Below are 25,519 nucleotides of genomic sequence, written 5' to 3' on the forward strand. Positions count from 1 at the left end.
GCAGGTCGCGGCTTTCCGGCCGGGGGCCAGGCTGCGGCTGTCCGCTGACGAGCGCGCCGATCCACTGCTCGAGCCGGTCAACGGGGCATACCGGGCGCGATTGCGGGTATCGCGCGGCGGGAGGTGGCCCGAATGGTCGCTTTGGCACAGACTCCGCCCTCGGCCGACCGGCTGCGGGCGATCGACGACTTTCTCGCTCAGGCGTGGGCGGACCAGGTCCGGCACGACGACCGGCTGCGGGACCTGAGGGTGGAGGTGCGGTTCGACCGGGGGGTGGCCCACCTCAGCGGGGACGTCGCCGAACCCGCCGAGTTACGGCTGGTACGCGACCTGGTGGGGCGACTGGCCGGCGTCTACGGCGTCTGGTGCCGGGTCGGCATCGACGGACGAGCGCCGGTGGTGGTGGACCTCGGTTGCGGGCCGACCAAGCAGTGGTCGAGCAACCTGGGTCTGGACATCTACCCCGCGCCGGGGGTGAACGCGGTCGCGGACCTGTCCGGCTCCCTGCCGCTGGCGGACAACTCGGTGGACGTCCTCTTCGCGGTGCACATCCTGGAGCACCTGATCGACTTCCTGCCGCTGGTGGACGAGTGCCACCGGGTGTTGCGTCCGGGTGGCGTCCTGCACGTGATGAGCCCCTGGTGGGGGCACGTGAACGCGGTCGCCGACCCGACCCACGTCCGGTTGATGGACGTGCAGACGTTCAAGGGGATCTGCCAGGGCCGGCCGCCGGGCACGCCGCGGTGGTACCCGTTGCACGCGGGCTGCGACGGCGCCTCGATCTTCGCCGACCTGACCCCACTCCCCCCGGACGCCGACCTGGCATCCAAGCCGCACCTGGCCCGCTTCTTCGACTAGGGAGTCCTGGTGGACTCGCGCAGTTCCAGGCGGTAGGGAGCGGAGAGCGCCTTCGCGGGGGCGGCCCGGTCGCCGTCCAGGCGGTTGGCCAGGAGTTCGACAGCCAGGTGGGCGATCCGCTCCTTGTCCGGCGCGACGGTGCTCAGGGTGGGGATGGAGAACCTGCCGTCCTCGATGTCGTCGAAGCCGACCACCGCCACGTCCTCCGGCACCCGCAGACCGGCCTCGTGCAGAGCGCGCAGGGCGCCGAGCGCCAGCGTGTCGTTGAAGCAGAAGACGGCGTCGGGACGTACCCCGGAGGTGAGCAGGCCGCGCATCGCGGCCGCGCCGTCGGCGCGGTGCCAGGCCGGCGCGGGCGCCACCAGGGCCTCGTCGTAGTCGAGCCCGGCGGCGCGCAGCGCGTCGGCGTAGCCGGCCAGGCGCAGTCGGGCGCTGGCGCCCTCGTCGGTGCGCTGGGAGCCGATGGCCGCGATCCGGCGGTGACCGAGCTTGATCAGGTGATCGGTGATCTCCCGCGCCGCGGTCACGTTGTCGATGACCACGCGGTCGGCCGGGGCGTGCGCGACCCGCTCGCCGAGCAGCACCGTCGGCGTGCCGTCCAGGCCGACCAGGTCCTCCGCGGTGAGCGCCAGCGGGCTGACGATGAGCCCGTCGATCAGGTGGTCGGTGATGCCGCAGGCGGCCACCCGTTCCTGCTCACGCCGGCCGCCGGTCTGGTCGATCAGCACCGTCCAGCCGTACGCGGCGGCGGCGGTGACCACGTGGCGGGCCAGCTCGGCGAAGTACGGGATGTCCAGTTCCGGAACGGCCAACGCGATCACGCCGGTGCGGCCCTTGCGCAGGTGCCGGGCGGAGAGGTTGGGCCGGTAGTTGAGCTCGGCGATCGCCTCTTCGACGCGGGCCCTGGTGTCCGGCCGGACGTGCACGTAGCCGTTGACGACGTTGGAGACGGTCTTGACCGACACCCCGGCGCGCTCGGCCACGTCCTTGAGCCTGTGCCGCACGTCGCAACCTCCCCGATGTGACCCAGCGCACCGTACCGCGTCGGCCTCGCCGCAACGGTCCCCGCGTACCTGCGCCACAAAGGGCCCCGCCGAGGCGGGGACCCTTTTGCGCAGGTCGGGGTCAGGCGCTCGGTTCGCGCGGCTGCGGGGCGGCGACGGCCGGCTCGTGGCGGGCCAGCCGGTTGCGGCGGTAGCCGTACCCGAAGTAGATGAGCGCTCCGAGCAGCATCCAGGCGAGGAACCGCAGCCACGTCTCCACCGACAGGTTCAGCATCAGGTAGAAGCAGGCCAGCGCGGAGACGATCGGCAGCACCGGGGAGAACGGCACCCGGAACGGCCGCTCCAGGTCGGGGCGCTTGCGGCGCAGAATCGGCACCGCCACCGACACCAGCACGAACGCGCAGAGCGCGCCGATGCTGACCAGGTCGGCCAGGGCGGACAGCGGCAGGAACCCGGCCAGCAGCGCGACCGCCACCGTCATGATCGCCGAGATCCGGTACGGGGTGCCCCAGCGCGGGTGCACCTTCGCGATCGAGGGCGGGATCAGGCCGTCCCGGGCGATGGCGAAGCCGATCCGGCCCATCGCCACCAGGTCGACCAGGATGACGCTGGTCAGGCCGGCGACAGCGGCGATGGAGACCAGCACGGCGGCCCAGCCCGCGCCGACCGACTCGAAGGCCGAGGCGATCGGGGCGCCACGGTCGATCTCGGTGTACGGCACCATGCCCACCACGACCAGCGAGACGCCGATGTACAGCACCGTGGAGATCAGCAGCGTGCCGAGCAGACCCAGGGTGAGGTCCCGCTTGGGCTTGCGCGTCTCCTCGCCCAGGTTGGCCACAGCCTCGAAGCCGGTGTACGCGAAGAAGACCACAGCGGCGGCGCTGAGCACTCCGACGAAGCCGAAGACCGACGGTTCCAGCCCGAAGAGGGCCTGGGTGACCGGCTGCTTGATGCCGTCGTCGCCGCTGCCCGCGGGCTCGGCCGGCGGGATGAACGGGGTGAGGTTGGCGGCCCTGACGAAGAACAGACCGGCCACCACCACGAAGACGCAGATGGCCACCTTGACCAGCACCAGCAGGTTGGTGATCCGGGCGGACTCGCGGATGCCGACGATCGCGACGACGCCGAGGATCAGCACGATGGCGATGGCACCGAGGTTGACGGTGCTGCCCTCCTCGCCGAACCAGCGGGTCGGCAGGTCGAACAGTTCGGCGAGATAGCCGGACCAGCCTCGGGCGACCACGGCGGCACCGAGCGCGAACTCCAGCAGCAGGTCCCAGCCGATGATCCAGGCGACGATCTCACCCATCGTGGCGTACGCGTAGGTGTAGGCGCTGCCCGCGGTCGGCACGCTGGACGCCAGCTCGGCGTAGCAGAGCGCGGCGAGCAGGGCCACCACGCCGGCGATGGCGAAGGAGATCACCACGCCCGGCCCGGCGCTGTCCCGGGCCTCGATTCCGGTGAGCGTGAAGATCCCGGTGCCGATGACGATGCCGATGCCGAAGCCGGTGAGGTCGAGCGCCCCGAGCCGCCTCTTCAGCCCGAGCCCGCCCTCGGAGCCGTCCGCCTCACTCTGGGCTATCACGTCCTTGATCGGTTTTGTTCGTAGCACGGACACGCGGTCACCCCTCCCACCGTGCGACCACCTGGTGGCGGCCGGTGACCGGCGTTGCTACCCAACGGCGGGAATGGTCAACCACGAACCCTTGCGGTTCTCACCCGATTGTGAAAATTTCCTACCAGCGGTAGATAGCTATCGGCGAATCTTGCCGAACCGCCGCGTTGATCACACGGGAGCCCCACCGAAGGGACACACCGCATGAAGGCAACTCGACTCGGAGCCGCCGGGCTCGTCACCGCCCTGCTCGGCACCCTCGTCGCCGCCACCCCCGCGAACGCGACCCCTCGTACCACCAGCACCGCCACCACCACCTGCACCACCGACCCGGCCACGCCGAAGCGGCAGTTCCGCGCGATGTGGATCTCGTCGGTGGTCAACATCGACTGGCCCAGCAAGGCGTCCCAGACCAGCCCTGACCGGATCGCCGCCCAGCAGACCGAATATCGCGAACTGCTCGACCTCGCCGAGCGACTGCACCACAACGCCGTCGTGGTGCAGATCCGGCCCACCGCCGACGCGCTCTGGCCCTCCCCGTACGAGCCCTGGTCGGAGTACCTCACCGGCACCCGTGGGCAGGACCCGGGCTGGGACCCGCTGGCCTTCCTGGTCGACGAGTCGCACAAGCGCAACCTGGAATTCCACGCCTGGTTCAACCCGTACCGCGTCTCCATGCCGGCACCCGGCGGCGCCGGCGCGGACCTCACCCAGCTCGCCCCCGGCCACCCGGCCCGGCAGCACCCGGACTGGACCTTCGCCTACCCGCCGGCCGGCGTCGCCGGCAGCCGGCTCTACTACAACCCCGGCATTCCCGAGGTACGCGAGTTCGTGCAGACCGCGATGATGGACGCGGTCCGCCGGTACGACGTGGACGGCGTGCACTTCGACGACTACTTCTACCCGTACCCCAGCGGCACCTACCAGGTGCCCGACGACGCCACCTTCGCCGCGTACAACCGGGGCTTCACCGACCGGGCGGACTGGCGGCGGGACAACATCAACCTGCTGATCCAGGAGATGAACGGCAAGATCAAGGCGGCGAAGCCGTGGGTGAAGTTCGGGGTCAGCCCGTTCGGCATCTGGCGCAACAAGGCCGTCGACCCGCTCGGCTCGGACACCACCGGCAGCCAGTCGTACGACATCATCTCCGCCGACACCCGCAAATGGGTCAAGCAGGAGTGGATCGACTACGTCGTACCGCAGCTCTACTGGTACATCGGCCAGTACCCGGCCGCCGACTACGCCCGGCTGGTGCCGTGGTGGGCCGAGACGGTGCGCGGCACCCGCGTGCAGCTCTACATCGGCCAGGCCGACTACAAGAGCGGCGACCCGGCGTACGGGTCGTACTGGCAGAACCCGCGTGAGCTGTCCGACCACCTGACGCTCAACAGGTCGTACCCGGAGGTGCAGGGCAACGTGCACTTCTCGGCCGTCCAGGTGCGGGCCAACCGGCTCGGCGCGACCGACATCTACGCCGCCGAGCACTACTCCCGCCCGGCGCTCGTACCGGCGATGCCACACCTGCCGGCCAAGCCGTTGCTCTTCCCGGTGGTCACCAAGACCACCCGGCAGGCCGACGGGGTCCGACTGACCTGGCGTCAGCCGGCTGACGGGGCCGGGCCCCTCGGCACCGCCACCTCGTACGCGATCTACCGGTTCGACGGCACCACGCTGCCCGACCGCTGCGGCACTGCGGACGCGGCGCACCTGGTCGACACCGTGCGGGCCACCCCCGGTGCCGCCCAGTCCTGGGTGGACACCACCGCCGTGCCCGGCCAGCGCTACACCTACCAGGTGACCGCGCTGGACCGGTCGGCCAACGAGAGTCCCGCCAGCCCACCGGCGTTCAGCCTGCGCTGACGCGCCTTTCCCGAATGCCCCGGACGCCCCGACGTCCGGGGCATTCGTCTGTTTCAACGCATGTCACCAATAGTTGGCGACGCGCATACCGCCTAGTTGATCAGTTGATCGACACTGATCGACATCCGGTGACCCGCCGGTAACTTCCGTCCCACCCGCCCACCCCGCGGAGGTAACCCGTGCCCCGACGTCTCGCCACACTGTTCGCCTCGGGCGCTCTCGCGCTGCTCGCCACCCTCGTCGCCGCCTCCCCCGCCGCCGCCGTCACCCCCGCCGAGAAGCTGTCGGTGCTGTCCAGTTGGACGCAGACCAGCGCGTCCAGCTACAACTCCTGGAACAACGCCCGGCTCAACCGGGCCCCCTGGGCCGAGTACAACTTCAACTGGTCCACCGACTACTGCTCGTCCAGCCCGGACAACCCGCTCGGGTTCACCTTCAACCTGGGCTGCTACCGGCACGACTTCGGCTACCGCAACTACAAGGCGGTCGGCCAGTTCCCGGCCAACAAGTCCCGCCTGGACAGCGCCTTCTACGAGGACCTCAAGCGCGTCTGCACCACGTACAACACTGTCGTCCGTCCGGCCTGCTACAGCCTGGCCTGGACCTACTACCAGGCGGTCAGCATCTTCGGCTCGGTAGCGGCCGTCCAGCAGGCCGACATCGACCGCGCCGCCCGAATGAAGGCCCAAGCCGAAGCCGCCGCCGCCCGCGCCTAACACCCCTACCAACCCCAACCCCCACCCCCACCCCCGCTCTCCCCGCGGTGATCAAGAGGTTTGCGTCAGAATCCGGGCTCCGGATGACGCAAACCTCTTGATCACGATGGCAGCTGGCGGGGGTCAGGCGCGTTCGGTTCGAGATGCCGGGTGGCGGTCGGGGTTGGGGTCGGGGTTGGGGTCGGGGTCAGCGGGGAGGCGTGGGGTCGGCTGGGACAGGCCCGTGCTGAAGCGGGTCGAATCCGCTGCCAGGTCCGGATGTTCCACGTCGAGCGCGAGCGCCGCCGCCTCGTCCAACCCCAACTCGGCGCCCTCGCCGTACGCGTCGTCGAAGGCCGCGTCGCCCAGCACCGTACGCAGCTCCGCCTGCTGTTCCGCCCAGTAGCCGCCGTAGATGCCCGGGGTCGCCCGCATACTCGCCCGGGTGGCCTGCGCCGCCCCGAAGAGACGGGCGGCGGTCAGCCGCTCCCCGCCGATCGCACAGCGCACCGCGATCGCGTTCAACGTGTCGCACGCGCGGCCGTGATAGCCGTGGCCCATCCGGGAACGCAACGCCACCAGCAGATGCTCGTGTGCGGCGACGACATCGCCGCGGGCCAGCGCGACCATGCCGAGCAGCATGTCCACCGATCGCCGTCCCCGCTCCACCGGCCGGGTCGCCTCCACCGGGCGGACCGCGGCCAGCAGTTCCGCCGCCTCCTCCAGCGCGCCCCGCCGCCACAGCAGCTCGGCCAGGCTGAACACGGCGAACAACGCCTCGCCGACCACGTCCTGCCCGTGCGCCCAGTCGATGACCTCCCGGCACACCCGTTCGGCCTCGACGAACTGCCCCATGTCGACCAGCGGCGCGGCCCTGCCGGCGAGCACCCGCGCCAGCAACCCCGCGTCACCGGCCTGCCGGGCGGCCGCCTCCGCCCGCTGCGAGTAGCGCAGTTCCTCGGCGAACTCGCCGTCGGCGCCGGCGTGCAACGAGTGCATGTGGTAGGCCGCCGCCAGCTCCGACTCGGGAATCCGTTCCCCCGTCTCGGCGATCCGCCCGTACAACCGGAACAGCCACAGCCGCCCCTCCCGGGCCAGGCCGCGCTCAAGCCACCACTGGTCCAGGCCACCGGCCAACCCGAGACCGGCGCGGGCGCTGCCACCGGTGGCGCACCACCGCAGCGCGGCACGCAACTCCCCGGCCAGCGGGTCCAGTGCGTACAACGACAGCGTGACCGGTCGACCGTCCTGACCCAGGTGTGCCCGGTCCAACGCGTGCGCCGACCACGCCACGTGCCGGTTCCGGGCGGCCTGCTCCTCGCCCGCCTCGACCAGTCGTCGCGCCGCGTACGCCCGGATGGGGTCGAGCATGCGGTAGGAGCTGCCGGACGCACGTGGCTCGGCCAGGACCATCGACTTGTCCACCAGCACCGAGAGCGGGTCCAGCGGGTCGTCACCCAGCAACCACTCCACGGTCGCCAGGTTTACCGGCCCGGCGAAGACCGCCAGCCACCGCAGCAGACGGGCGGCCCGGGGCCCCAACGTCCGGTACGACCAGGTGACGGTGGCCTGCATGGTCAGGTGCCGCTCGGTGGCGGAACGCTGCACGGCCCTGCTCGCCGGAGTGGGCGGTGACACCCCGGCAGCCGCGGCGACCAGGTCCACCGTGTCCTGCTGGTTTCCGGACCAACCCCGCTCCACCGGCGGCGGCTCCGGGTCGTCCCGCCCGGCGTCCAATGTGCCGAGCACGTCGTCGAGACGCTCGGCGAGCTGGCCGACGGAGAGCACCCGCAGCCGGGCGGCGGCCAACTCGATGGCGAGCGGCAACCCGTCCAGCCTCTGCACCACCCGGCGAAGGTCGGCCGACTCGGCCGGGTCCGGCTGCCGCCCGCCGCGTGCCGCTGCCGTCCGGTCCAGCAGCAGCGCCACCGCGTCGCTCTCCGCGCCCTCCCTCTGCGGGTCGACCGAGAGCGGCGGGATCCGCCACACCACCTCACCCGGCAGGCTGAACGACTCACGACTGGTGGCCAGCACCCGCACGCCACCCCCGCCGGACAGCAACCGCGCGATCACCTCCGCGCAGGCGGCCGGTTGGGTGTCGCAGGTGTCCAGCACGACCAGCATGCGGCGGTTGGCCGCGTACTCGACCAGGGTGTCCAACATCGGGCGACCCGGCTCGGGTCGCAGGCCGAGCACCGCGGCGATCGCGAACGCCACGAGCCCCGGGTCGGTCACCGCGGCGATGTCGACGAACCAAACCCCATCGGGGTACGCCTCGACGACTCCGCTGGCCAACTCCACCGCCAGCCGGGTCTTGCCCGCCCCGCCCGCACCCAGCACGGTGACCAGGCGGTGCTGCCGCACCAGGATGCCCAGCTCGATGCGCTCGGTCTGCCGGCCGACGAACGAGGTCACCTGGGTCGGCAGGTTGTGCGCCACGGTGTCGGCGGTACGGGGGCGGGGGAACTGCCGCTCCAGGCCCGGCGCGACCAGCTGGAACAGTCGTTCCCGGTCGTCGAAGCCGCGCAACCGGTGCAGGCCCAGGTCGAGCAGGGCCGCACCCGGCGGCAACGGCTCGGCCCGACGTGCCGTGGACGCCGAGCAGAGCACCTGCCCGCCGTGCGCGGCGGCGGCCACCCGGGCGGCCCGGTGCACCTCGGGGCTGGCGTACTCGCCGTCACGTGGCTCCGCGTAGCCGGTGTGCAGGCCCATTCGTACCCGTGGGGCTGCTTCCGGGGTGGGCCAGTCGTGGCTGGACAGTGCTCGCTGGGCGGTCAGGCACGCGGTCATCGCCGCGGTCGCGTCCTCGAAGGCCAGGAAGAACGAGTCGCCCTCGGTCAGCAGCTCCGCGCCACCCGTGCTGGCCAGCGTCCGGCGCAGCAGCCGCCGGTGCTCGGCGAGGACCGGACGGTAGTCCGGGCCGAGCAGCTGGGCCAACCGGGTCGAGCCCTCGATATCGGTGAACACGAAGGTCACCCAACCGCTCGGGAGCTGGATCCGTGGCGACATGCTGGAACCTCCGCCCGTGACGTCGGATTCATGCTGCCTGAGTCCGAGCGGTCACACATCGTGAGAACGGCCGGGCAGGTGCCGCCTCAAAGTGCCACTCGGCCCTGCTCCCGGCAAGGACAGCCCACCATGCGGCAGAAAATCGGCCCGATCAGCAGCCGCAGGCGCCGCCGCAGCAACCCCCGCCGGCGGGTGCCGGGGCACCACCGGCGGCACCACCCCGGCCGGTGACCGCGACCGCGGACAGCAGCTTGACCGTGTCGGTGTGGCCGTGCGGGCAGTTCGCCGGGTCACCGGCCGCCGCCATCGAACGGTTGACCTCGAAGGTGTCGCCGCAGGCGCGGCAGCGGAACTCGTACCGGGGCATGCACCCAGGGTACGTGGATCTGACGTTCGGCGGGGTATGGGTGATACTCGACGTGTGGTGGACGGCGAGGACGACACGCGTGTGCAACGGTTACGACCGGCCGCTCCTCTGGACGGGCCACTGGAGGGCTCGGGGGCGGCGCCTGATCCGGTGTCCGCGGTGCCTCGCCCCCGCAGACCCTGGCTGAGCGGACGTTCCGGGGCCGCGACGAGCACACCAGCGGCTACGCCGACCGCCGCCTCTGACTCCGGTCCCAACGCGGGCGGCACGCCGGCCCCGGGCACGCCCGGCTCGACGACCGACGGTGGGAACACGCCGGACGAAACCCCGAAGACCGAGGCCGCAACGGTCGCGGACCCGAAGACCGAAGACCCGAAGGCCGCAGAGGCCAAGGGCACAGAGGGCAAGGGCGCCGACGCCGCCGAGGCCGAAGCCCCAGAGGCCAAAGCCGCAGACACCCCAGCGGCAGAGGGCAACGCCGCGCAACCCACGACGGTGGTCGCCGCCAAGGACCCGGCGAAGACCACGGTGGACGAACTGCCGGTGGTGCCCGCGTCCGGCCGGGCCCGGCGACGCCGGGTGCCCTTCGCGCACGCGGTACGGCTGGAGCCTCGCCGGGCGGCAACCACCGCCGCGTACGCGACCCGTGCCTGGGCTCGCCGGCCGAGCGGTCGGCTCACCCTGCCGGGGGTGTTCCTGCTGGCGTTGGTGGCCGCCACCGCCGCGGCGGGTGCGCTGCTCGTGCCGGCCACGATTCGCGCACCCCGCCCGGTCGCGGCCGACGCCACCGCGACGGCGACGCAGGGCGCGCCGCCCGCTGTGCCGCCCGGCCTCCCCATCGAACCGCTTCCCACCGGCCCTCTGCCGACCGGACCGGTCCCGACCGGTTCGATGCCCGGCGGCGGGCTGCCCAGCGGTGGACTGCCGACCGGGCAGCCGACCGTAGGGCCGGTGATCGGAGGTCGACCGTCCGACGCCCTGGCCGGCTGGGCTCAGCAGGTGGGCGCCAAGGTGGGCGTACCGGCTGTCGCCATGCAGGCGTACGGCTACGCCGAGCTGGTCCTCGCCCAGACCAACCGCAGCTGCGCGCTGAGCTGGACCACGTTGGCCGCGATCGGCCAGGTCGAATCGGGGCACGGCTCGGCGAACGGTGCCCGGTTGGGCCAGGACGGCAAAGCCCTGCCGAAGATCATCGGCCTTCCGCTGGACGGACAGGGCGGCCGGATGCGGATCATCGACACCGACCGTGGGGAGCTCGACGGCGACCGGGTTCTCGACCGCGCGATCGGGCCGATGCAGTTCATTCCGACCACCTGGAAAGAGATCGGCGCGGACGCCGACAACGACGGAGTCAAGGACCCGCACGACCTGGACGACGCCGCCCTGGCAGCAGGCAACTACCTCTGCAAGGGCGGGCGCAACCTGAGCATCGCCAGCGACTGGTGGAACGCGATCCTGTCCTACAACGATGTGCGGCGGTACGCCCAGGACGTCTACAACACCGCGGACCGGTACGGACGGGCCAGTCGCTGATGAAGTGATCGTCTCGATACGTTGGAGAACTGGACACTTCCCCCGGGCAGCTGTTAGCGGCAAGCTAGACGGGTGATGGTGCGCGAGTGGGACCCCAGGACCGCGTCGTCCGCCGAGATCGCGTCGCTGCTGGGCACGCTGAACGCGGTTCTGGCGGCCGATCTGCCGCAGGACCCGCCGTGGCGGGAGACCTCGCTGCGGGAATACCTCACCGAGGTGATGCCGGGTGAGCGGCGGATCTCGTGGATCGCCCAGGCTGAGCCGACCGGTCCGGGCGACCCGGGCGCGGTGCTCGGCCAGGTGCACGTGCTACTCCTCGGTGACATCGGTGTGCTCGAGGTGCTGGTGCACCCGTCCGCGCGGCGCAGCGGTCTGGGCCGTGACCTGGTGTTGCTTGCCGCCCGCCGGGTCTACCAGGAGGGCTTCCAGTCGATCGGGGTGGAGGTCGTCGGCGACACGCCAGCGGTGGCGTTCTACGAGTCGCTCGGCTTCACCCGGGAGTACGTGGAGACCCGCAGTGTGCTCGACCTGACAGCCGTCGACTGGGCCGAGCTGGCCGAAATGGCCACCGGCATCGGCGCGGGCTACCAGGTGGAGTTCTTCCCCGGCGGGCCGCCGGACGACCTGCTCGAGGCGTACGCGCGGGCGAAGGCCGAGGTGCGCGACGTCGACGAGGTTGAGCTGCGTCCCAGCTCCTACGACCCGGAGCGGCTGCGCGACAGCCTCGACACCCTGCACCGACGGGGTATGAAGCCGTACATCGTGCTCGCCCGGCACGAGCAGAGCGGCGAGGTGGCCGGCCTGACCGAGGTGGTCGTCCCGGCGCAGCACCCGACCCGCGCCGACCAGTACGACACCATCGTCGCGCAGGACCACCGGGGTTACGGCATCGACCGGGCGATCAAGGCTCGGATGCTGTTGGAGTTGCGCTCCGCCGAGCCGGAACTGATCGAGGTGCAGACCTGGAACGCGCAGGCCAACGAGGCGATGCTGAAGGTCAACGCCGAGTTGGGTTACCGGTCCGACCGGGACTGGTGCGAATACAGCGTCGACGTCGCTGAGCTGGTGCACCGCCTCGACCCACCGCACTGAGGGAATTCACGAAACTGTCCATTAGGGGATGGACGGTGGACAGTCGCGCACCTTAACGTGCGTTGACCCCCATCCACCCATCGTGGAGGCCCTATGCGCCCGCGCCGCTCATTCGCCGCGCTCGCGACCGCCACCGCCGCCGTGACAGTCACGGCGCTCGGCGTCGCACCCACCGCGGCCAGCGCCGCGCCCACCGACCTGTTCATCTCGGAGTACGTCGAGGGTTCGTCGAACAACAAGGCGATCGAGCTGTTCAACGGCACGGGTGCCGCCGTCGACCTGGCGGCCGGCGGCTACCAGTTGCAGCTCTACTTCAACGGCTCCACCACGGCCACCACCATCGCGTTGACCGGCACCGTGGCAGCCGGCGACGCGTTCGTGTTCGCCAGCGCCTCGGCCGGGGCCGCCATCCTCGCCCAGGCCGACCAGACCACCGGGGCGAGCCTGTTTAACGGTGACGACGCGATAGTGCTGCGCCGGGGCACCACTGTGCTCGACTCGATCGGTCAGGTGGGCGTCGACCCGGGCACCGAGTGGGGTGCCGGCACGACCAGCACGGCGGACAACACCCTGCGTCGGCTGCCGACCGTCGCCGCCGGTGACACCGACCCGTCGGACGCGTTCGACCCCGCCACGCAGTGGGCCGGCTTCCCGGTCGACACCTTCGACGGCCTCGGCACGCACACCGTCGACGGCGGGGGCCCGGTCGACGCGCCGGCCACGCTGACCTGCGGCAGCGCACTGGTCACCGCGGCCGGCACGGCCGCGACCCGCGAGGTCACCGCCACCGACCCCGACGACACGATCGTCGAGCTGGCGGTGACGGCGGTCAGCCCGACCCCGTCCAGCGGGTCGATCACCCGTACCGCGTTCACCCCCGCGGAGGGTGTGGGCGGCACCGCCCGCGCCACCGTCAGCGCGAGCGCCGACCTCGCCGCCGGGGCGTACACCGTCACAGTGACCGCCACCGACGCGGGCGGTGGCACCGCCAGCTGCGCGCTGGCCGTGCAGGTGACCCGGGAGCTGACCGTCGGCGAGGTGCAGGGTCCGACCACCGACGCCGAGGCCGGTCCGACCGACAGGTCGCCGCTCGCACCGGCGAGCGGCAACGGCACGAGCAGCACCTTGTACGACGTACGCGGTGTGATCACCCAGTTGACCCTGGCGCGCACCTCGGCCGGGGCGGATCAGCACGGCTTCTTCCTGCAGAGCCGTACCGGCGACACCGACGGGGATCCGACCAGTTCCGACGGCATCTTCGTGTTCATGGGCGCGTTCACCTCGCTGATCGGCGGCTACGTGCCGACCGTCGGGGATGAGGTCGTGCTGCGGGCCCGGGTGTCGGAGTACTACAACTTCACCCAGCTCTCCGGTGCCTCCCTGGTTCGTCGGATCGCCGGTGGTCTGGCCGTGGACACCTCGGTCGCGGTCACCGACGCGGTGCCACCGGTCGAGCTGGCCGACGCTCAGCGTTTCTGGGAGCGGCACGAGGGCGCCCGGATGCGGGTACGCGCGGGCAGCGGCGCGGTCAGCGGACGGGACGTGTTCTCGTCCACCGCCGACGCCGAGCTGTGGGTGGTCGACCGGGACGACCCGCTGCTGGACCGCGCCGACCCGTACACCAGGCGGGTCTTCCGCGATTCGCACCCGCTGGACAACGACCCGACCCGCGACTTCGACGACGGCAACGGCCAGCGGACGTTGCTCGGCAGCATGGGCGTGAAGGCCACCGCCGGGGACAGCACCGCGCTGCTCCCGCCGGCGCACACCTTCGACACGCTGCGGGCGGACGCTGTCGGCGGCGTCTACTACTCGTTCGAGAAGTACGGCGTCCAGGTCGAGAGTGCCGAGTTCGACGCCGGCGCCGACCCGTCGAAGAACAACCCGCCGAAGCCGGCCGACCGGTCGCAGGAGGTGGCGGTCGCCACCTACAACGTGGAGAACCTGTACGACTACCGCGACGACCCGTTCGACGGCTGCGACTTCGCGGGCAACGCCGGCTGCACCGGGGTCAGCCCACCGTTCGACTACGTGCCGGGCAGCGAGGCGGAGTACCGGCAGCAGCTGGCCGCGCTCGCCGACCAGATCGTCAAGGACCTGCACGCCCCGGACCTGATCCTGGTGCAGGAAGCCGAGGACCAGGACATCTGCACGGTCTCCGGCACTGCGCTGAGCTGCGGCGACACCAATGACGCGGACGGTGCGCCGGACAGCATCCAGGAGTTGGCGCTCACCGTCGCGGCCGCTGGCGGGCCGGCGTACGCCGCCGCCTATGACCGGACCGGCGCGGACGCCCGCGGCATCACCGCCGCCTTCCTCTACCGCACGGACCGGTTGTCGCTGGCCGCCGCGACGGCGAACGACCCGCTGCTGGGCTCGGCACCAACCGTGCAGTACCGCTCGGCGGGGTTGCCGACCAACGCCGATGTGCAGAACCCGAAGGCCCTCAACGCGGTACTGCCGTCGGACGTGGACACCTCCACCGGCAAGGACGGGAACAACGTCTTCACCCGTGCTCCTCAGCTGGGCAAGTTCACGGTGGCCGCCGCGCCCGGCTCGTCGGAGCGGTTCACCCTGTACGCGCTGAGCAACCACTACTCCTCCGGCCCGGACAGTCGAGTCGGGCAGCGGCGGGAGCAGGCTCGCTACGGCGCGGCGATCGTCACCGCGATCGAGGCGGCCGACCAGACCGCCCGGGTGGTGTACGGCGGGGACCTCAACGTCTTCCCCCGACCGGACGATCCCATCGCCACCGCCGACCAGCCCACGCCGTCGGACCAGCTCGCCCCGCTGTACGAGGCCGGTCTGCACAACCTGTGGGACACCCTGGTCGCGGAGGTGCCGTCGTCGGCCTACTCGTACAGTTTCGAGGGGCAGGCGCAGACGCTCGACCACCTGTTCGTAAACGACGCGCTCCACGACGACCTGGTGCAGGTGCGGGCGGCACACGTCAATGCCGACTGGCCGGCCGAGTTCACCGGCGACGGGTCCCGGGGTTCCAGCGACCACGACCCGCAGGTGGCCCGGTTCCGCTCCCGGGCGTCGCTGACCGTCGCCGACACGGCGGTGGTCGAGGGCAACCAGGGCACCCGGCAGCTCACCTTCACCGCCACGGTGTCCCGACCCTTGTCCCAGCCGGTGCTGCTCTGCGCCGCCACCGTCGGCGTCACCGCGCAGGTCGGCTCGGACTTCGACGCGTACGCCGGCTGCAAGGTGTTGGCGGCCGGGCAGACGTCGGTGGTGTTCCCGGTGACAGTGCGCGGTGACCGCAAGCGGGAGTCGGACGAGAAGTTGACGTTGCTGGTGGCCGGCGTACCCGGTCTCCGGCTGGCCGACCCGCTCGCGGTCGGCACGATCACCAACGACGACTGACGTCGCGCGACTCGGCGAGGCCCGTCGACCCGTACCGGGTCGGCGGGCCTCTCTCGTGTCGGGCTCACATCAGCCCACGCGGGGGCCAGGGCGGCCGGGGCAGGTGCCGGTTCTGGGCGACACGCACCTCCCACTGGCTACGCCGACGCATCGCGTCCCGGACCTCCCGGTTGCGGTAGAACGTCTCCGGTGGACGGGCGAGCCCGTAGACGTCCGCCCACCACTCGCCCGGCTCCGGGTCGAGGATGGTGTCCAGGTGCGATGGGTAGCGACGCTCCGCGCCGTTGAGAGTGTCCTGCCAGTCGCGCATCGGTTTCAGCACCCGGCCGAACTCGTCCACCACGGCCAGCCGGCAGCCCACCACCCCGATGATGCGCCGGAGCATTACGATGCTCGGCACCATGCGGCCGGCCTCGATCCTGCCGATGGTGGCGTGGTGCACACCCGCCCACCGGGCCAGCTCGCGTTGGCTCAGGTCGGCGCGGCGCCGGACCGCACGGACGATGCCTGCGGCCGGCCACGGCGCGTCGGACGGTTCGGTGATCAGGACCGGCTCGGCTGAGGAATCACTCACGCCGTCACCGTCCCGCCTGGTGCGGCTGGCCGCAATCCCGAACGCCTCAGCTGTGGACAACTCGCTGGCCTGTGGATAACTCCCACGCTGGCCGATTACTTTCCGTGTTTGAGTGCTGGAATGTGTCGCCGTCACGCCGAGTGAAGGGATTTTGCGCTGACCGGCCGGTTCGGAAACATCTGAATGCGCCCACCCCTCGCTCGACCAGGGAGACCCCGATCCCGGCGGCTAGGCACCCACCACCCTCACCGCCCCCTTTGCTCTGCAGTTCGATATGCACCGGTTACCGAAGGTAGGCGTCGCCGTCGTGGGTGCAAAGCAAAGGGTGGGAGGAGGGTGTTGGGGTGCTGAGCAGATGGTTACGCTGTGCAAGCGGGCGTGACCTGCGCGCCGCGAGCCGGCATGGCCAATCGGTCGTCAGTTGGCCGTTCGGGCTACGCCGGCTTCGCCATCGCACCTTGACCCACCCGGGTTCGCCAAAAACGCGGTATCCGAGCGCTGGGATACCGCCAGATCGGCGAACCCGAGTGGATCAAGCCCGGTTCGGCAGGGCCTACCGCCGCTGCCGCCTGTGAGCCCCGACCACGACGCGCTCAGGACGCGACAGGACGTGCGCGAGGCTGTGCGGTCCTGAACGCTACGAGGCGGCGCAACCAGCAAGGGAGCAGGCATGCTCCAAGTCAGTGGGCGCAGGGCCGGCAGGCCAGGCGCAGGGCCGGTAGGCGCAGGGCCGGTAGGCGCAGGGGTCGGGGTCGGTAGGGCCCGGGTCGGTAGGCGCCGGGTCGGGTAGGCCCGGCCAGTGGGCCCCGGGTCAGTAGCGCTCGCGCAGCAACTGGGCGGCTTCGACGGCCCAGTAGGTGAGGATGACCTGCGCGCCGGCCCGCTTGATCGAGGTGAGCGTCTCCAGCATCACCCGCTCCCGGTCGATCCAGCCGTTCGCGGCGGCAGCCTCGACCATCGCGTACTCACCGGAGACCTGGTAGGCGGCGACCGGGACGTCCACGGCGGCCCGCACCGCCGACACCACGTCGAGGTACGGCAGCGCCGGCTTGACCATCACCAGGTCGGCACCCTCGGCGACGTCGAGCGCGACCTCGCGCAGCGATTCCCGCAGGTTGGCCGGGTCCTGCTGGTAGGTGCGCCGGTCGCCCTCCAGCGCCGACTCCACCGCCTCCCGGAACGGGCCGTAGAACGCGGAAGCGTACTTGACGGCGTACGCCAGCACCGCCACATCCTGGTGTCCGGCGGCGTCGAGGGCCCGGCGCACCACGCCGACCTGGCCGTCCATCATCCCGGACGGCCCGACCATGCCGACCCCGGCGGCGGCCTGGGCCACCGCCATCTCGGCGTACGCGGCGAGGGTGGAGTCGTTGTCGACCTCGCCGTCGGGGGTGAGCAGCCCGCAGTGCCCGTGCGAGGTGAACTCGTCCAGGCACAGGTCGCTCATCACCACAGTGGCGTCACCCACCTCGGCCACCACGTCCCGGATCGCGACGTTGAGGATGCCGTTCGGGTCGATGCCGCCGGAGCCGGTCGGGTCCCGTTGCTCCGGCACGCCGAAGAGCATGATCCCGCCGACACCGGCCTGGACGGCCTCGACCGCGGCCTTGCGCAGCGAGTCCCGGGAGTGCTGGAGCACTCCCGGGAGCGACCCGATTGCCCTTGGCTCGCTCAGCCCTTCCTTGACGAACATCGGCACGATCAGCTCGGCCGGGTCGACCCGGGTCTCGGAGACCAACCGGCGGATCGCCGGGGTGCGGCGCAGCCGGCGGGGCCGGATCTCGGGGTACGACATGGAAGGGCCTCCTCGAACGACTACCGGAAGCGCAGGGCTGTCGGGCCCTGCACCTTTGAGCCGCGGCGCTGCTTGGCCGGCATGGCGGCCAGCTTCTCGCGCAGCTCGACGGCGTAGGCGGCGAGCGCCTCCACCAGGTCGGGCACCGAGGCGTGCGGCGGCTGGACGTCGACCCGGAGGCCGAACTCCGTCGCGGTCTCCGCCGTCTTGGGCCCGATGACGGCAACAACAGTGCGGGCGTGCGGCTTCCCGGCGATGCCGACCAGGTTGCGCACGGTGGAGGACGAGGTGAAGAGCACCGCGTCGAACCCGCCCGACTTGATCGCGTCCCGGATCTCGGCGGGCGGCGGCGCGGCCCGCACCGTCCGGTAGGCGGTCACGTCGTCGACCTCCCAACCGCGCTCGGTGAGCCCGGCGGCGAGCGTCTCGGTGGCGATGTCGGCGCGCGGCAGCAGCACGCGGCCCACCGGGTCGAGGATCTCGTCGTGCGGGGAGAACTCAGCCAGCAGCCCCTCAGAGGACTGCTCCCCGGCGGGGATCAGCTCCGGCTGGATACCGAACGCGCGGACCGCGTCCGCCGTGGCCTCACCGATGCAGGCGATCTTGACGCCACCGAAGTGCCGGGCGTCCAGGCCATGCTCGGCGAACTTCTCCCAGACCGCGCGGACCGCGTTGACCGACGTGAAGATCACCCAGGCGTACCGGCCGTCGACCAGGCCCTTGACGGCCCGCTCCATCTGCGCCGGAGTACGCGGCGGCTCGACCGCGATGGTCGGCACCTCACACGGGATCGCCCCGTACGCGCGCAGTCGGGCGCTCATCGCACCGGCCTGCTCCTTGGTGCGGGGTACGAGCACCTTCCAGCCGTACAGCGGGCGGTTCTCCCACCAGCTCAGCTTGTCGCGCTGGCCCACGCCGACACCGACGGTGAGCACCACCCGGCCGGTGAAGCCGAGCGCGGCGGCCACGAAGCTGTCCACCGTCGACGTGGTCGTGTACTGGGTCTCGCCGGTGCCGTCGCCGGTCACGCCGACACCGGTGGTGCCGTCGACCCCGGCGGCGAGCAGCCCGTCCCGGACGGCGGCGAGATCGCCGGCGTCCACGGCGAGCGCGAGGGAACCCCGGCCGACAGCAGTGGCCAACGCCTCGAAGTCCAGTGCGCTGACGTCCTCGACGTCGGCAGCCGTACGCACACCCGGCAGCGGAACACCGGCGTAGGTGGCCACACCCTCGGCCTGGCCGACGCCGGGCACCACCTCGAAGTGGGCGGCGGTACGGGCCACCGCCTGCACCTCCTTGACCACCGAGTCGTGGCCGAACGGGTCACCAGCGACCAGGTGCACCGCGTTCAACCCGGAACGGGCCGCGGAGATCAGCACCTTCGCCACGTCCCCCGGCGCGCCTTCGGCGGGGGTGAACTCGGCGTCGTCCCTGGCTTCGGCGCGTACGACGGCGAGCAACGACTCCGGGACACCCCGGTCGTAGATCACCTGGTCGGCGTCGACCAGGGCGTCGTGCGCCCGGCGGGTCAGCAGGCCCGGGTCACCGGGGCCAGCCCCGACGAACGCGATACGGCCGACGGGCTTACGGGTGCGGGTCATTCTGTGCTCCCAAATTGCTGGGTCCCCGGGCCGGTGTGTCCTTCGTGGCCGAGGATCGAGTCGGCGCCGAGGTCGAGGAGTTCGGCGGCGAGTGCCTTACCGATCTCCGCCGCGTCGGCGGGCGTTCCGGTGCGGGACAGCCGGAGGTCACGAGTGCCGTCCGGGCTGATCACCGCCCCGCGCAGGTAGATCTCATCGCCGGTCTCGCCTTCGGCGAGCTCGGCATAGGCGGCGACGGGTGCGCTGCACCCGGCCTCCAGGGTTGCCAGAAACGCGCGTTCCGCGGTGACCGCGGCACGCGACGGTGCGTGGTCGAGCACCGCGAGCAGCTCGACCAGGTCCTGGTCGTCGGCCCGGCACTCCACGGCGAGCGCCCCCTGGGCGGGGGCGGGCAGCATGAGCATCGGGTCCAGCGATTCGGTGATCACGTCGAGCCGGCCGAGCCGGGCCAGCCCGGCCCGGGCCAGGACGACAGCGTCGAGGTCGGCGTCGGGGCCGAGCACCCGCGCCAGTCGGGTGTCCACGTTGCCGCGGATCGGGGTGACCTCCAGTTGCAGGCCGAGGGCGTGCAACTGGGCGATCCGGCGCAGCGCGCCGGTGCCGACGGTGGCCCCGGCCGGCAGCTCGGCGAGCGTCCGACCGCCGCGGGCGACCAGCGCGTCGCGCGGGTCCTGCCGGGCCGGTACGGCTGCGATGTGCAGCCCGCCGTCGGCAGCCGTGGGCAGATCCTTGTAGGAGTGCACAGCGAAGTCGATCGTCTTGGCGACCAGGGCGTCGCGCAGCGCGGAGACGAACACCCCGACGCCGAGCCGGTGCACCGGCGCGGTGGAGCGGTCGCCCGCCGTGACGACCTCGACCAATTCGACGGGGCGGCCGGTGGCGGCGGTCAACGCTTCGGCGATCTGGCCCGACTGGGCCATCGCCAGGGCGCTGCCCCGGGTGCCGAGGCGCAGGGGGGCGGTCATCGCGCACCTCCGGTGGGCGGGGTCGGCTCGGCGGTGTCGACCCGGGGCATCGGGTCGGTGCCGGGCAACGGCAGGCCGAGGTCGGGCGTGAGCACGTCCGGAACGGTGTCCACCGGCGACGTCTGCGGGACCTCGAGGTCGAACAGTTCGCGCAGCAGGGCCGCGTACTGGTCGCCGCCGGGCTCGGCAGCCAACTGCCGGACCTTGACAGTGGGCTGGTGCAGCAGCCGCTGCACGACCCGGTGCACAGTGCGGGCCACCTCGGCCCGCAGGTCGTCGCCGAGGTCGGGGCGACGCTGGGCGAGCCGGCGCAGCTCGGCGGTGACGACGTCGTCGGCGCGGCCACGCAGCGCTGCCACTGTGGGTGCCACGTCGGCACCGCGCAGCCAGGTGAGGAAGCCCTCCACCTCGCTCAGCACGATCCGTTCGACGGCGGCGGCGTCGGCGGCGGCCGGACCGTCGGCGAGCAGCGCCGCCATCCGGTCGATGTCGATCACCTCGACGCCGGGCAGTTCGGCGACGCCCTCTTCGACGTCGCGCGGTACGGCCAGGTCGAGCAGGACCAGCGGACCTCGGGCCGGGTCCCGTTCGGCCAGCGCGGCGCTGACCAACGTACGGGTGAGGACCGGTTCGGTGGACGCGGTGGCGGCCACTACGATGTCCACTGTGGAGAGGGTGTCGGCCAGTTCGGTCATCGGCGCGGCACTCGCCCCGTACGACTCGGCGAGCCGGACGGCCCGGTCGGCGCCCCGGTTGCTGACGGTGAGCGGGCCGGCTCCCAGTCGGGACAGCGTGGCCACTCCGAGCGAGCCCATCGCGCCGGCGCCGACGACCAGGGCCGGGCGGCCGACGAGGTCGCCGTCGAGGTGCCCGGCGGCCAACTCCAGCGCGGCGGTGACGACGCTCTGGCCGGCCCGGTCGATGCCGGTCTCGGCGTGGGCCCGCTTGCCGACCCGCAGCGCCTGCTGCATCAGCTCGTGCAGGAGGCGGCCGGCCGAGTCGGCGCCGGTGGCCCAGTGGTACGCGTCGCGCAACTGCCCGAGGATCTGCGCCTCGCCGACGACCATCGAGTCCAGGCCGGTGGCGACCCGGAAGACGTGGTCCACGGCGGCGGTGTCGTAGTGCACGTACAGGTGGCTGGCGAGCGCCGCCGGCGGGCTGCCGGCCTGTTCGGCCAGGACGGCGCAGACGTCGCCGAGCCCGCCGTGGAAACCGGACACGGCGGCGTACACCTCCACCCGGTTGCAGGTGGAGACGATCACCGCCTCGGAGACGTACGGCTGGGCGATCAGGCGGTCCAGGGTGCGGGTGAGGTCGGCGGGGGGCACGGCCAGCTGCTCCAGCGTGGCGACCGGGGCGGTCCGGTAGGACGCGCCGACGACGAGCAGTTTCACGTGCCGATCGCCTCCTGGGTGTCGGGGGCCGCGAACCCGCCCGGCAGGGCGGTGAGAGCGGACCCGCCGGCGGCGGGCAGCGCGGTCAGCGATGCCTTGCGGTGCTCGTGGAAGGACAGAATCTGCAGCTCGATGGCGAGGTCGACCTTGCGCACGTCGACCCCTTCCGGAACCGAGAGTACGCACGGCGCGAAGTTGAGGATGCTCGTCACGCCGACGGCGACCAGTTGGTCGGCGACCTGCTGGGCGGCGGCGGCCGGGGTGGCGATCACGCCGATCGCGAGGGATTCCTCCGCGGCGACGGTGGGTAGGTCGTCGACATGCCGGACGACCAGCCCGTTGATCACCTCGCCGACGCGGGAGGGATCGGCGTCGAGCAGTGCGGCGATCCGGAAGCCTCGGCTGGCGAAGCCGTCGTAGCCGGCCAGGGCGTGACCGAGATTACCCACGCCGACCAGGGCGACAGCCCGTCGTTGGGTGAGCCCGAGCACATACTCGATCTGCTCGATCAGGAGCGCGACGTCGTAGCCGACTCCCCTGGTGCCGTAGGAGCCGAGGTGTGAGAGGTCCTTGCGGAGCTTCGCGGAGTTGACCCCGGCGGCGGCGGAGAGACCCTCGCTGGAGACCGTCTCGTGCCCGCCGTCGGCGAGGTTGTGCAGCGCGCGCAGGTATTCCGGGAGCCGAGCGACGGTCGCCTCGGGCAGGTCCGGGAGCGCTGGTACGGCACCGGCGCGGCCGGGCGCGCCTGGGTGACGGTGCTGACTCATGAGACTCCGTGCGGTGCGATCCTCGGCCAACTCCGCTGGTCGGCCGCTTATGGACTCCCGCTGGCGACCGAGGTTGCCGGCTGTGCTAGCAGGGCGCGTCGGAGTCACAGCGTAGGCGCTTGTGAAGACGTGCACAAATCGCGATCTTGCCGCTGCGTCACGCAACCTCACCAGCACCTCCATTCCGCAAGATCGATCCGACGGGTCCGCCCGCGCGCCGCCCGGGCGATTATTGCTCAATCCCGACTTCTCTGACCAATCCCGCGCCGGCCCGGATCCGGGCCCTTCCGGCGGGGGTAGGGGCAGCACTACGACGGAGAGGCGGGGTTTCGGGATGGGGGCGGGGTGCCCCGCTGCCTAGCCTTTTGGCATGACCACCGTTGCCGCCACCAGCGCCCGGCCGCCGCTGGCACCGAGCATCCCCCGCCAACTCCTCGTCGACTCCGGCTACGTGCTGCTCGGCCTACCCCTGGGGCTGGCCAGCTTCGTCGTTCTCATCGTCGGCCTCTCGGTGAGCGTCGGCCTGGTCGTCACCGTGATCGGCATCCCGATCCTCAGCGGCACCCTCTACGCCGCCCGTGGCCTGGCAGACATCGAGCGACTGCGGATGGCCGCGGTGCTCCGGCAGCCCCGGGTCCGCCCGCGCTACCGGATGCCGGAGCCGGGTGCCAACGTGTGGCGCCGAATCTTCGTGCCGATCCGGGACGCCCAGTCCTGGCTCGACCTGGCACACGGCATCATCCGGCTGATCGTGGCGATCGGCACCTTCGTGGTGACAGTGGTCTGGTGGGGCGTCTCGATCGCCGGGGCGCTCTACTGGGCCTACGACTGGGCCATTCCCCACCCGTCCGGCGAGGGCGACCAGAATCTGGCCCAACTGCTCGGTCTGGGCGACTCGACCACCGCCCGGATCGGCCTGAACACGGCGGTAGGGGTGTTCTTCCTGATCACCCTGCCGATCGTGGTCCGGGGCTGCGCACTGCTCCAGGCCAGCTTCGCCAAGGCCATGCTGACCGGGGTGGCCGAGATGCGGGACCGGATCACGGTGCTGGAGGAGCAGAAGCGGGCCGCCGTGTCCGCCGAGGCGTCCGCGCTGCGCCGGTTGGAACGCGACATCCACGACGGCCCCCAGCAGCGACTGGTCCGGCTGGCGATGGACCTCAGCCGGGCCCGGATGCAGCTCAACTCCGACCCGGAGGCGGCCGGCCGGACCATCGACGAGGCGGTCAGCCAGACCCGGGACACGCTGGCCGAGCTGCGGGCGCTGTCCCGGGGCATCGCCCCGCCGATCCTGGTCGACAGGGGCCTGCCCAGCGCCCTGGCCGCGATCGCCGCCCGCGGGCTGATCCCGATCGAGCTACAGGTGGATCCGCAGCTCGGCACCCCGGCCGGGCGGCTCGACCCGGCGGTGGAGAACACCGCGTACTTCGTGGTGGCCGAGGCGCTGACGAACGTCGCCAAGCACGCCCGGGCCACCGAGGCCACGGTGGCCGTCGCCCGGCACGGGGCCCACCTCCAGGTGCGGGTGGGCGACGACGGGCAGGGCGGCGCACACCTCGCCAAGGGTCACGGTCTGGCCGGGATCGCCGATCGGGTACGGGCGGCCGGCGGTGAGCTGACCGTGGTCAGCCCGACCGGCGGGCCCACCGAGGTCCGCGCCGACCTGCCGCTGTGAACCACCGAGAGGCAGCCCCGACGTGGTAGACAACACAGCCATGCGCATCGTGATCGCCGACGACGCCGTCCTGCTCCGTGAGGGGCTGGTCCGGCTGCTGACCGAGAGCGGACACCAGGTGGTGGCCGCCGTCGGGGACGGCGACGCGCTGGTCGAGGCGGTGGTGGAGCATCAGCCCGACGTGTCGATCGTCGACGTCCGGATGCCTCCGTCACACACCGACGAGGGCCTGCGGGCGGCGGTGGAGGCCCGCCGGCTGGTGCCGCGTACCCCGATCCTGGTGCTCTCCCAGTACGTCGAGGTCTCGTACGCCGATGATCTGCTCGCCACCACCGGCGGCTCCGGTGGTGGGATCGGTTACCTGCTCAAGGACCGGGTCGCCGCGATCGACGAGTTCCTGGACGCGTTGCGCAGGGTGGCGGCCGGCGGCACGGTGCTCGACCCGGAGGTGGTGGGTCAGCTCTTCGCCCGACGGCGCCGCGACGACCCGCTGCGCGAGCTGACCCCCCGCGAACGCGAGGTGCTGGCGCTGATGGCGGAGGGGCGTTCGAACACCGCCATCGCGCGTGCCCTGGTGGTCAGCGACGGGGCGGTGGAGAAGCACGTGCGCAACATCTTCACCAAGCTCACCCTGCCGCCGGACACCGAGCAGCACCGTCGGGTGCTGGCCGTCCTCACCTATCTGCGGAACTGACCTGCCGGGCCAGGGTGACCGCGTCGGTGAGGGTGTCGGCCACCGGGTGACCGGAGGCGCGCAGCCGGGCCGGGTCGGTGAACCCGCCGGTGTAGAGGACCGCCCGGCCGCCCACGGCGGTCGCTGCGTCCGCGTCGTCGATGGAATCACCGATCAGCACCACCGAGCTGCCGTCCACTCCCAGCTCGGCCAGGTGCAGTTTGAGCGACTCGGCCTTCCGGTCGCCGCCGACCGTGGCCCGCAGGCCGTCGACCCGGGTGAAGTGGCCGGTCAACCCGTAGGTGTGCACGGCCGGCACCAGCTCCTCGTGGAACCACATGGAGAGCAGGCTCTGGCTGCCGGGCCACGCGGCCATCGCGGTGCGCGCGTCGGCGGCCAGCTCACAGGTCGTCAACCCGGTGCGGTACGCGTCGTGGAAGATCCGGTCCAGTCGGCCGAACTCGTCGGCGTCCACGGCCTGCCCGAGCACCTCGGCGTAGTACTCGGCGATCGGCCGGCGGAACCGCACCCGGTGCTCGTCAAGGGTGACCGCCGGCCCGCCGAGGCTGGCGAACACGACGTTGGTGGCGGACACCACCAGGCTGAGGTCGTTGAGCAGGGTGCCGTTCCAGTCCCAGACGAGGTGCGGGTTCGCAGTGGTCAT

Annotated in this window: 19 protein-coding genes; 8 read left to right on the plus strand and 11 right to left on the minus strand. The window is 71.8% G+C overall.

The annotated features are described in order from the left end of the window. Positions 1-132: 132 nt before the first annotated feature. Positions 133-858 carry a methyltransferase domain-containing protein gene (locus tag O7631_RS02195; RefSeq protein ID WP_278142776.1) on the plus strand — a complete coding sequence of 242 codons (726 nt, stop codon included), beginning with the start codon at positions 133-135 and terminating at the stop codon, positions 856-858. On the opposite strand, the gene O7631_RS02200 is transcribed toward O7631_RS02195, so the two are convergent. Both O7631_RS02200 and O7631_RS02205 read right to left on the minus strand, forming a co-directional pair. After that, entirely contained in the window at positions 855-1,862 is a 1,008-nt protein-coding gene (locus tag O7631_RS02200; protein ID WP_278142777.1) for a LacI family DNA-binding transcriptional regulator, read from the minus strand. The two genes, O7631_RS02195 and O7631_RS02200, sit on opposite strands and share 4 nt — an antisense overlap. Before the next feature lie 121 nt (positions 1,863-1,983). Then, a complete protein-coding gene (locus O7631_RS02205) occupies positions 1,984-3,483 on the minus strand; it encodes an amino acid permease (protein ID WP_278142778.1) in 1,500 nt (499 codons plus the stop codon). Positions 3,484-3,684: 201 nt separating this feature from the next. Here O7631_RS02205 and O7631_RS02210 point away from each other — a divergent pair, with 201 nt between their 5' ends. Beyond that, positions 3,685-5,343: a family 10 glycosylhydrolase gene (locus O7631_RS02210; protein WP_278142779.1), complete on the plus strand. Its 1,659-nt coding sequence runs from the start codon at positions 3,685-3,687 to the stop codon at positions 5,341-5,343. A gap of 179 nt (positions 5,344-5,522) precedes the next feature. Further along, on the plus strand, positions 5,523-6,059 hold the full coding sequence (locus tag O7631_RS02215; protein ID WP_278142780.1) for a phospholipase: 537 nt from the start codon (positions 5,523-5,525) through the stop codon (positions 6,057-6,059). A gap of 123 nt (positions 6,060-6,182) precedes the next feature. Here the strand turns inward: O7631_RS02215 and O7631_RS02220 are convergent, their stop codons facing one another. Together O7631_RS02220 and O7631_RS02225 are read right to left on the minus strand one after the other, a co-directional pair. Beyond that, positions 6,183-9,047 carry an adenylate/guanylate cyclase domain-containing protein gene (locus O7631_RS02220; protein WP_278142781.1) on the minus strand — a complete coding sequence of 955 codons (2,865 nt, stop codon included), beginning with the start codon at positions 9,045-9,047 and terminating at the stop codon, positions 6,183-6,185. A 151-nt stretch (positions 9,048-9,198) separates the two neighbouring features. After that, on the minus strand, positions 9,199-9,414 hold the full coding sequence (locus O7631_RS02225; RefSeq protein ID WP_278142783.1) for a zinc ribbon domain-containing protein: 216 nt from the start codon (positions 9,412-9,414) through the stop codon (positions 9,199-9,201). 36 nt (positions 9,415-9,450) lie between these two features. On the opposite strand from O7631_RS02225, the gene O7631_RS02230 reads away from it, so the two are divergent. The 3 genes from O7631_RS02230 (at position 9,451) to O7631_RS02240 (ending at position 15,411) form a co-directional block, all read left to right on the plus strand. Then, positions 9,451-10,947, plus strand: coding sequence for a lytic murein transglycosylase (locus O7631_RS02230; RefSeq protein ID WP_278142785.1), 1,497 nt, complete (start codon positions 9,451-9,453; stop codon positions 10,945-10,947). A gap of 75 nt (positions 10,948-11,022) precedes the next feature. Next, entirely contained in the window at positions 11,023-12,039 is a 1,017-nt protein-coding gene (locus tag O7631_RS02235) for a GNAT family N-acetyltransferase (RefSeq protein ID WP_269683751.1), read from the plus strand. A 93-nt stretch (positions 12,040-12,132) separates the two neighbouring features. After that, the gene (locus O7631_RS02240; protein WP_278142787.1) at positions 12,133-15,411 is read left to right on the plus strand and encodes a lamin tail domain-containing protein; all 3,279 of its coding nucleotides are present in this window, start codon (positions 12,133-12,135) and stop codon (positions 15,409-15,411) included. 64 nt (positions 15,412-15,475) lie between these two features. Here the strand turns inward: O7631_RS02240 and O7631_RS02245 are convergent, their stop codons facing one another. The 6 genes from O7631_RS02245 to O7631_RS02270 form a co-directional block, all read right to left on the minus strand. Then, entirely contained in the window at positions 15,476-15,985 is a 510-nt protein-coding gene (locus O7631_RS02245) for a helix-turn-helix transcriptional regulator (protein ID WP_278142789.1), read from the minus strand. Between the two features lie 811 nt (positions 15,986-16,796). After that, positions 16,797-17,780, minus strand: a complete 984-nt coding sequence (gene hemB, locus O7631_RS02250) for a porphobilinogen synthase (RefSeq protein ID WP_278142791.1) — start codon at positions 17,778-17,780, stop codon at positions 16,797-16,799. A gap of 20 nt (positions 17,781-17,800) precedes the next feature. Continuing rightward, complete coding sequence (locus O7631_RS02255; RefSeq protein WP_124819086.1) at positions 17,801-19,381, minus strand: uroporphyrinogen-III synthase; 1,581 nt, start codon at positions 19,379-19,381, stop codon at positions 17,801-17,803. After that, positions 19,378-20,346 carry a hydroxymethylbilane synthase gene (gene hemC, locus O7631_RS02260; protein ID WP_278142795.1) on the minus strand — a complete coding sequence of 323 codons (969 nt, stop codon included), beginning with the start codon at positions 20,344-20,346 and terminating at the stop codon, positions 19,378-19,380. Before hemC ends, O7631_RS02255 begins: the two co-directional genes overlap by 4 nt. Continuing rightward, on the minus strand, positions 20,343-21,740 hold the full coding sequence (locus O7631_RS02265; RefSeq protein ID WP_145778788.1) for a glutamyl-tRNA reductase: 1,398 nt from the start codon (positions 21,738-21,740) through the stop codon (positions 20,343-20,345). The genes hemC and O7631_RS02265 overlap by 4 nt, the downstream gene beginning before the upstream one ends. After that, positions 21,737-22,507: a redox-sensing transcriptional repressor Rex gene (locus tag O7631_RS02270; RefSeq protein WP_278142799.1), complete on the minus strand. Its 771-nt coding sequence runs from the start codon at positions 22,505-22,507 to the stop codon at positions 21,737-21,739. Before O7631_RS02270 ends, O7631_RS02265 begins: the two co-directional genes overlap by 4 nt. Before the next feature lie 370 nt (positions 22,508-22,877). Here O7631_RS02270 and O7631_RS02275 point away from each other — a divergent pair, with 370 nt between their 5' ends. After that, the gene (locus O7631_RS02275; RefSeq protein WP_278142800.1) at positions 22,878-24,182 is read left to right on the plus strand and encodes a sensor histidine kinase; all 1,305 of its coding nucleotides are present in this window, start codon (positions 22,878-22,880) and stop codon (positions 24,180-24,182) included. A gap of 40 nt (positions 24,183-24,222) precedes the next feature. Further along, positions 24,223-24,876, plus strand: coding sequence for a response regulator transcription factor (locus tag O7631_RS02280; protein WP_269682215.1), 654 nt, complete (start codon positions 24,223-24,225; stop codon positions 24,874-24,876). Here the strand turns inward: O7631_RS02280 and O7631_RS02285 are convergent. Beyond that, positions 24,857-25,519: an HAD hydrolase-like protein gene (locus tag O7631_RS02285; protein WP_278142801.1), complete on the minus strand. Its 663-nt coding sequence runs from the start codon at positions 25,517-25,519 to the stop codon at positions 24,857-24,859. The genes O7631_RS02280 and O7631_RS02285 overlap by 20 nt on opposite strands.

This window comes from Micromonospora sp. WMMD967, from assembly GCF_029626165.1.
Classification (GTDB): domain Bacteria; phylum Actinomycetota; class Actinomycetes; order Mycobacteriales; family Micromonosporaceae; genus Micromonospora; species Micromonospora taraxaci.

What these genes read in the sequence shown, in the direction of transcription:
- O7631_RS02195 (WP_278142776.1), top strand. Translation starts at nt 133, where the DNA reads ATGGTCGCTTTGGCACAGACTCCGCCCTCGGCCGACCGGCTGCGGGCG.
- O7631_RS02210 (WP_278142779.1), top strand. Translation starts at nt 3,685, where the DNA reads ATGAAGGCAACTCGACTCGGAGCCGCCGGGCTCGTCACCGCCCTGCTC.
- O7631_RS02220 (WP_278142781.1), bottom strand. Translation starts at nt 9,047, where the DNA reads ATGTCGCCACGGATCCAGCTCCCGAGCGGTTGGGTGACCTTCGTGTTC.
- O7631_RS02225 (WP_278142783.1), bottom strand. Translation starts at nt 9,414, where the DNA reads ATGCCCCGGTACGAGTTCCGCTGCCGCGCCTGCGGCGACACCTTCGAG.
- O7631_RS02230 (WP_278142785.1), top strand. Translation starts at nt 9,451, where the DNA reads ATGGGTGATACTCGACGTGTGGTGGACGGCGAGGACGACACGCGTGTG.
- O7631_RS02235 (WP_269683751.1), top strand. Translation starts at nt 11,023, where the DNA reads ATGGTGCGCGAGTGGGACCCCAGGACCGCGTCGTCCGCCGAGATCGCG.
- O7631_RS02240 (WP_278142787.1), top strand. Translation starts at nt 12,133, where the DNA reads ATGCGCCCGCGCCGCTCATTCGCCGCGCTCGCGACCGCCACCGCCGCC.
- hemB (WP_278142791.1), bottom strand. Translation starts at nt 17,780, where the DNA reads ATGTCGTACCCCGAGATCCGGCCCCGCCGGCTGCGCCGCACCCCGGCG.
- O7631_RS02255 (WP_124819086.1), bottom strand. Translation starts at nt 19,381, where the DNA reads ATGACCCGCACCCGTAAGCCCGTCGGCCGTATCGCGTTCGTCGGGGCT.
- hemC (WP_278142795.1), bottom strand. Translation starts at nt 20,346, where the DNA reads ATGACCGCCCCCCTGCGCCTCGGCACCCGGGGCAGCGCCCTGGCGATG.
- O7631_RS02270 (WP_278142799.1), bottom strand. Translation starts at nt 22,507, where the DNA reads ATGAGTCAGCACCGTCACCCAGGCGCGCCCGGCCGCGCCGGTGCCGTA.
- O7631_RS02275 (WP_278142800.1), top strand. Translation starts at nt 22,878, where the DNA reads ATGACCACCGTTGCCGCCACCAGCGCCCGGCCGCCGCTGGCACCGAGC.
- O7631_RS02280 (WP_269682215.1), top strand. Translation starts at nt 24,223, where the DNA reads ATGCGCATCGTGATCGCCGACGACGCCGTCCTGCTCCGTGAGGGGCTG.
- O7631_RS02285 (WP_278142801.1), bottom strand. Translation starts at nt 25,519, where the DNA reads ATGACCACTGCGAACCCGCACCTCGTCTGGGACTGGAACGGCACCCTG.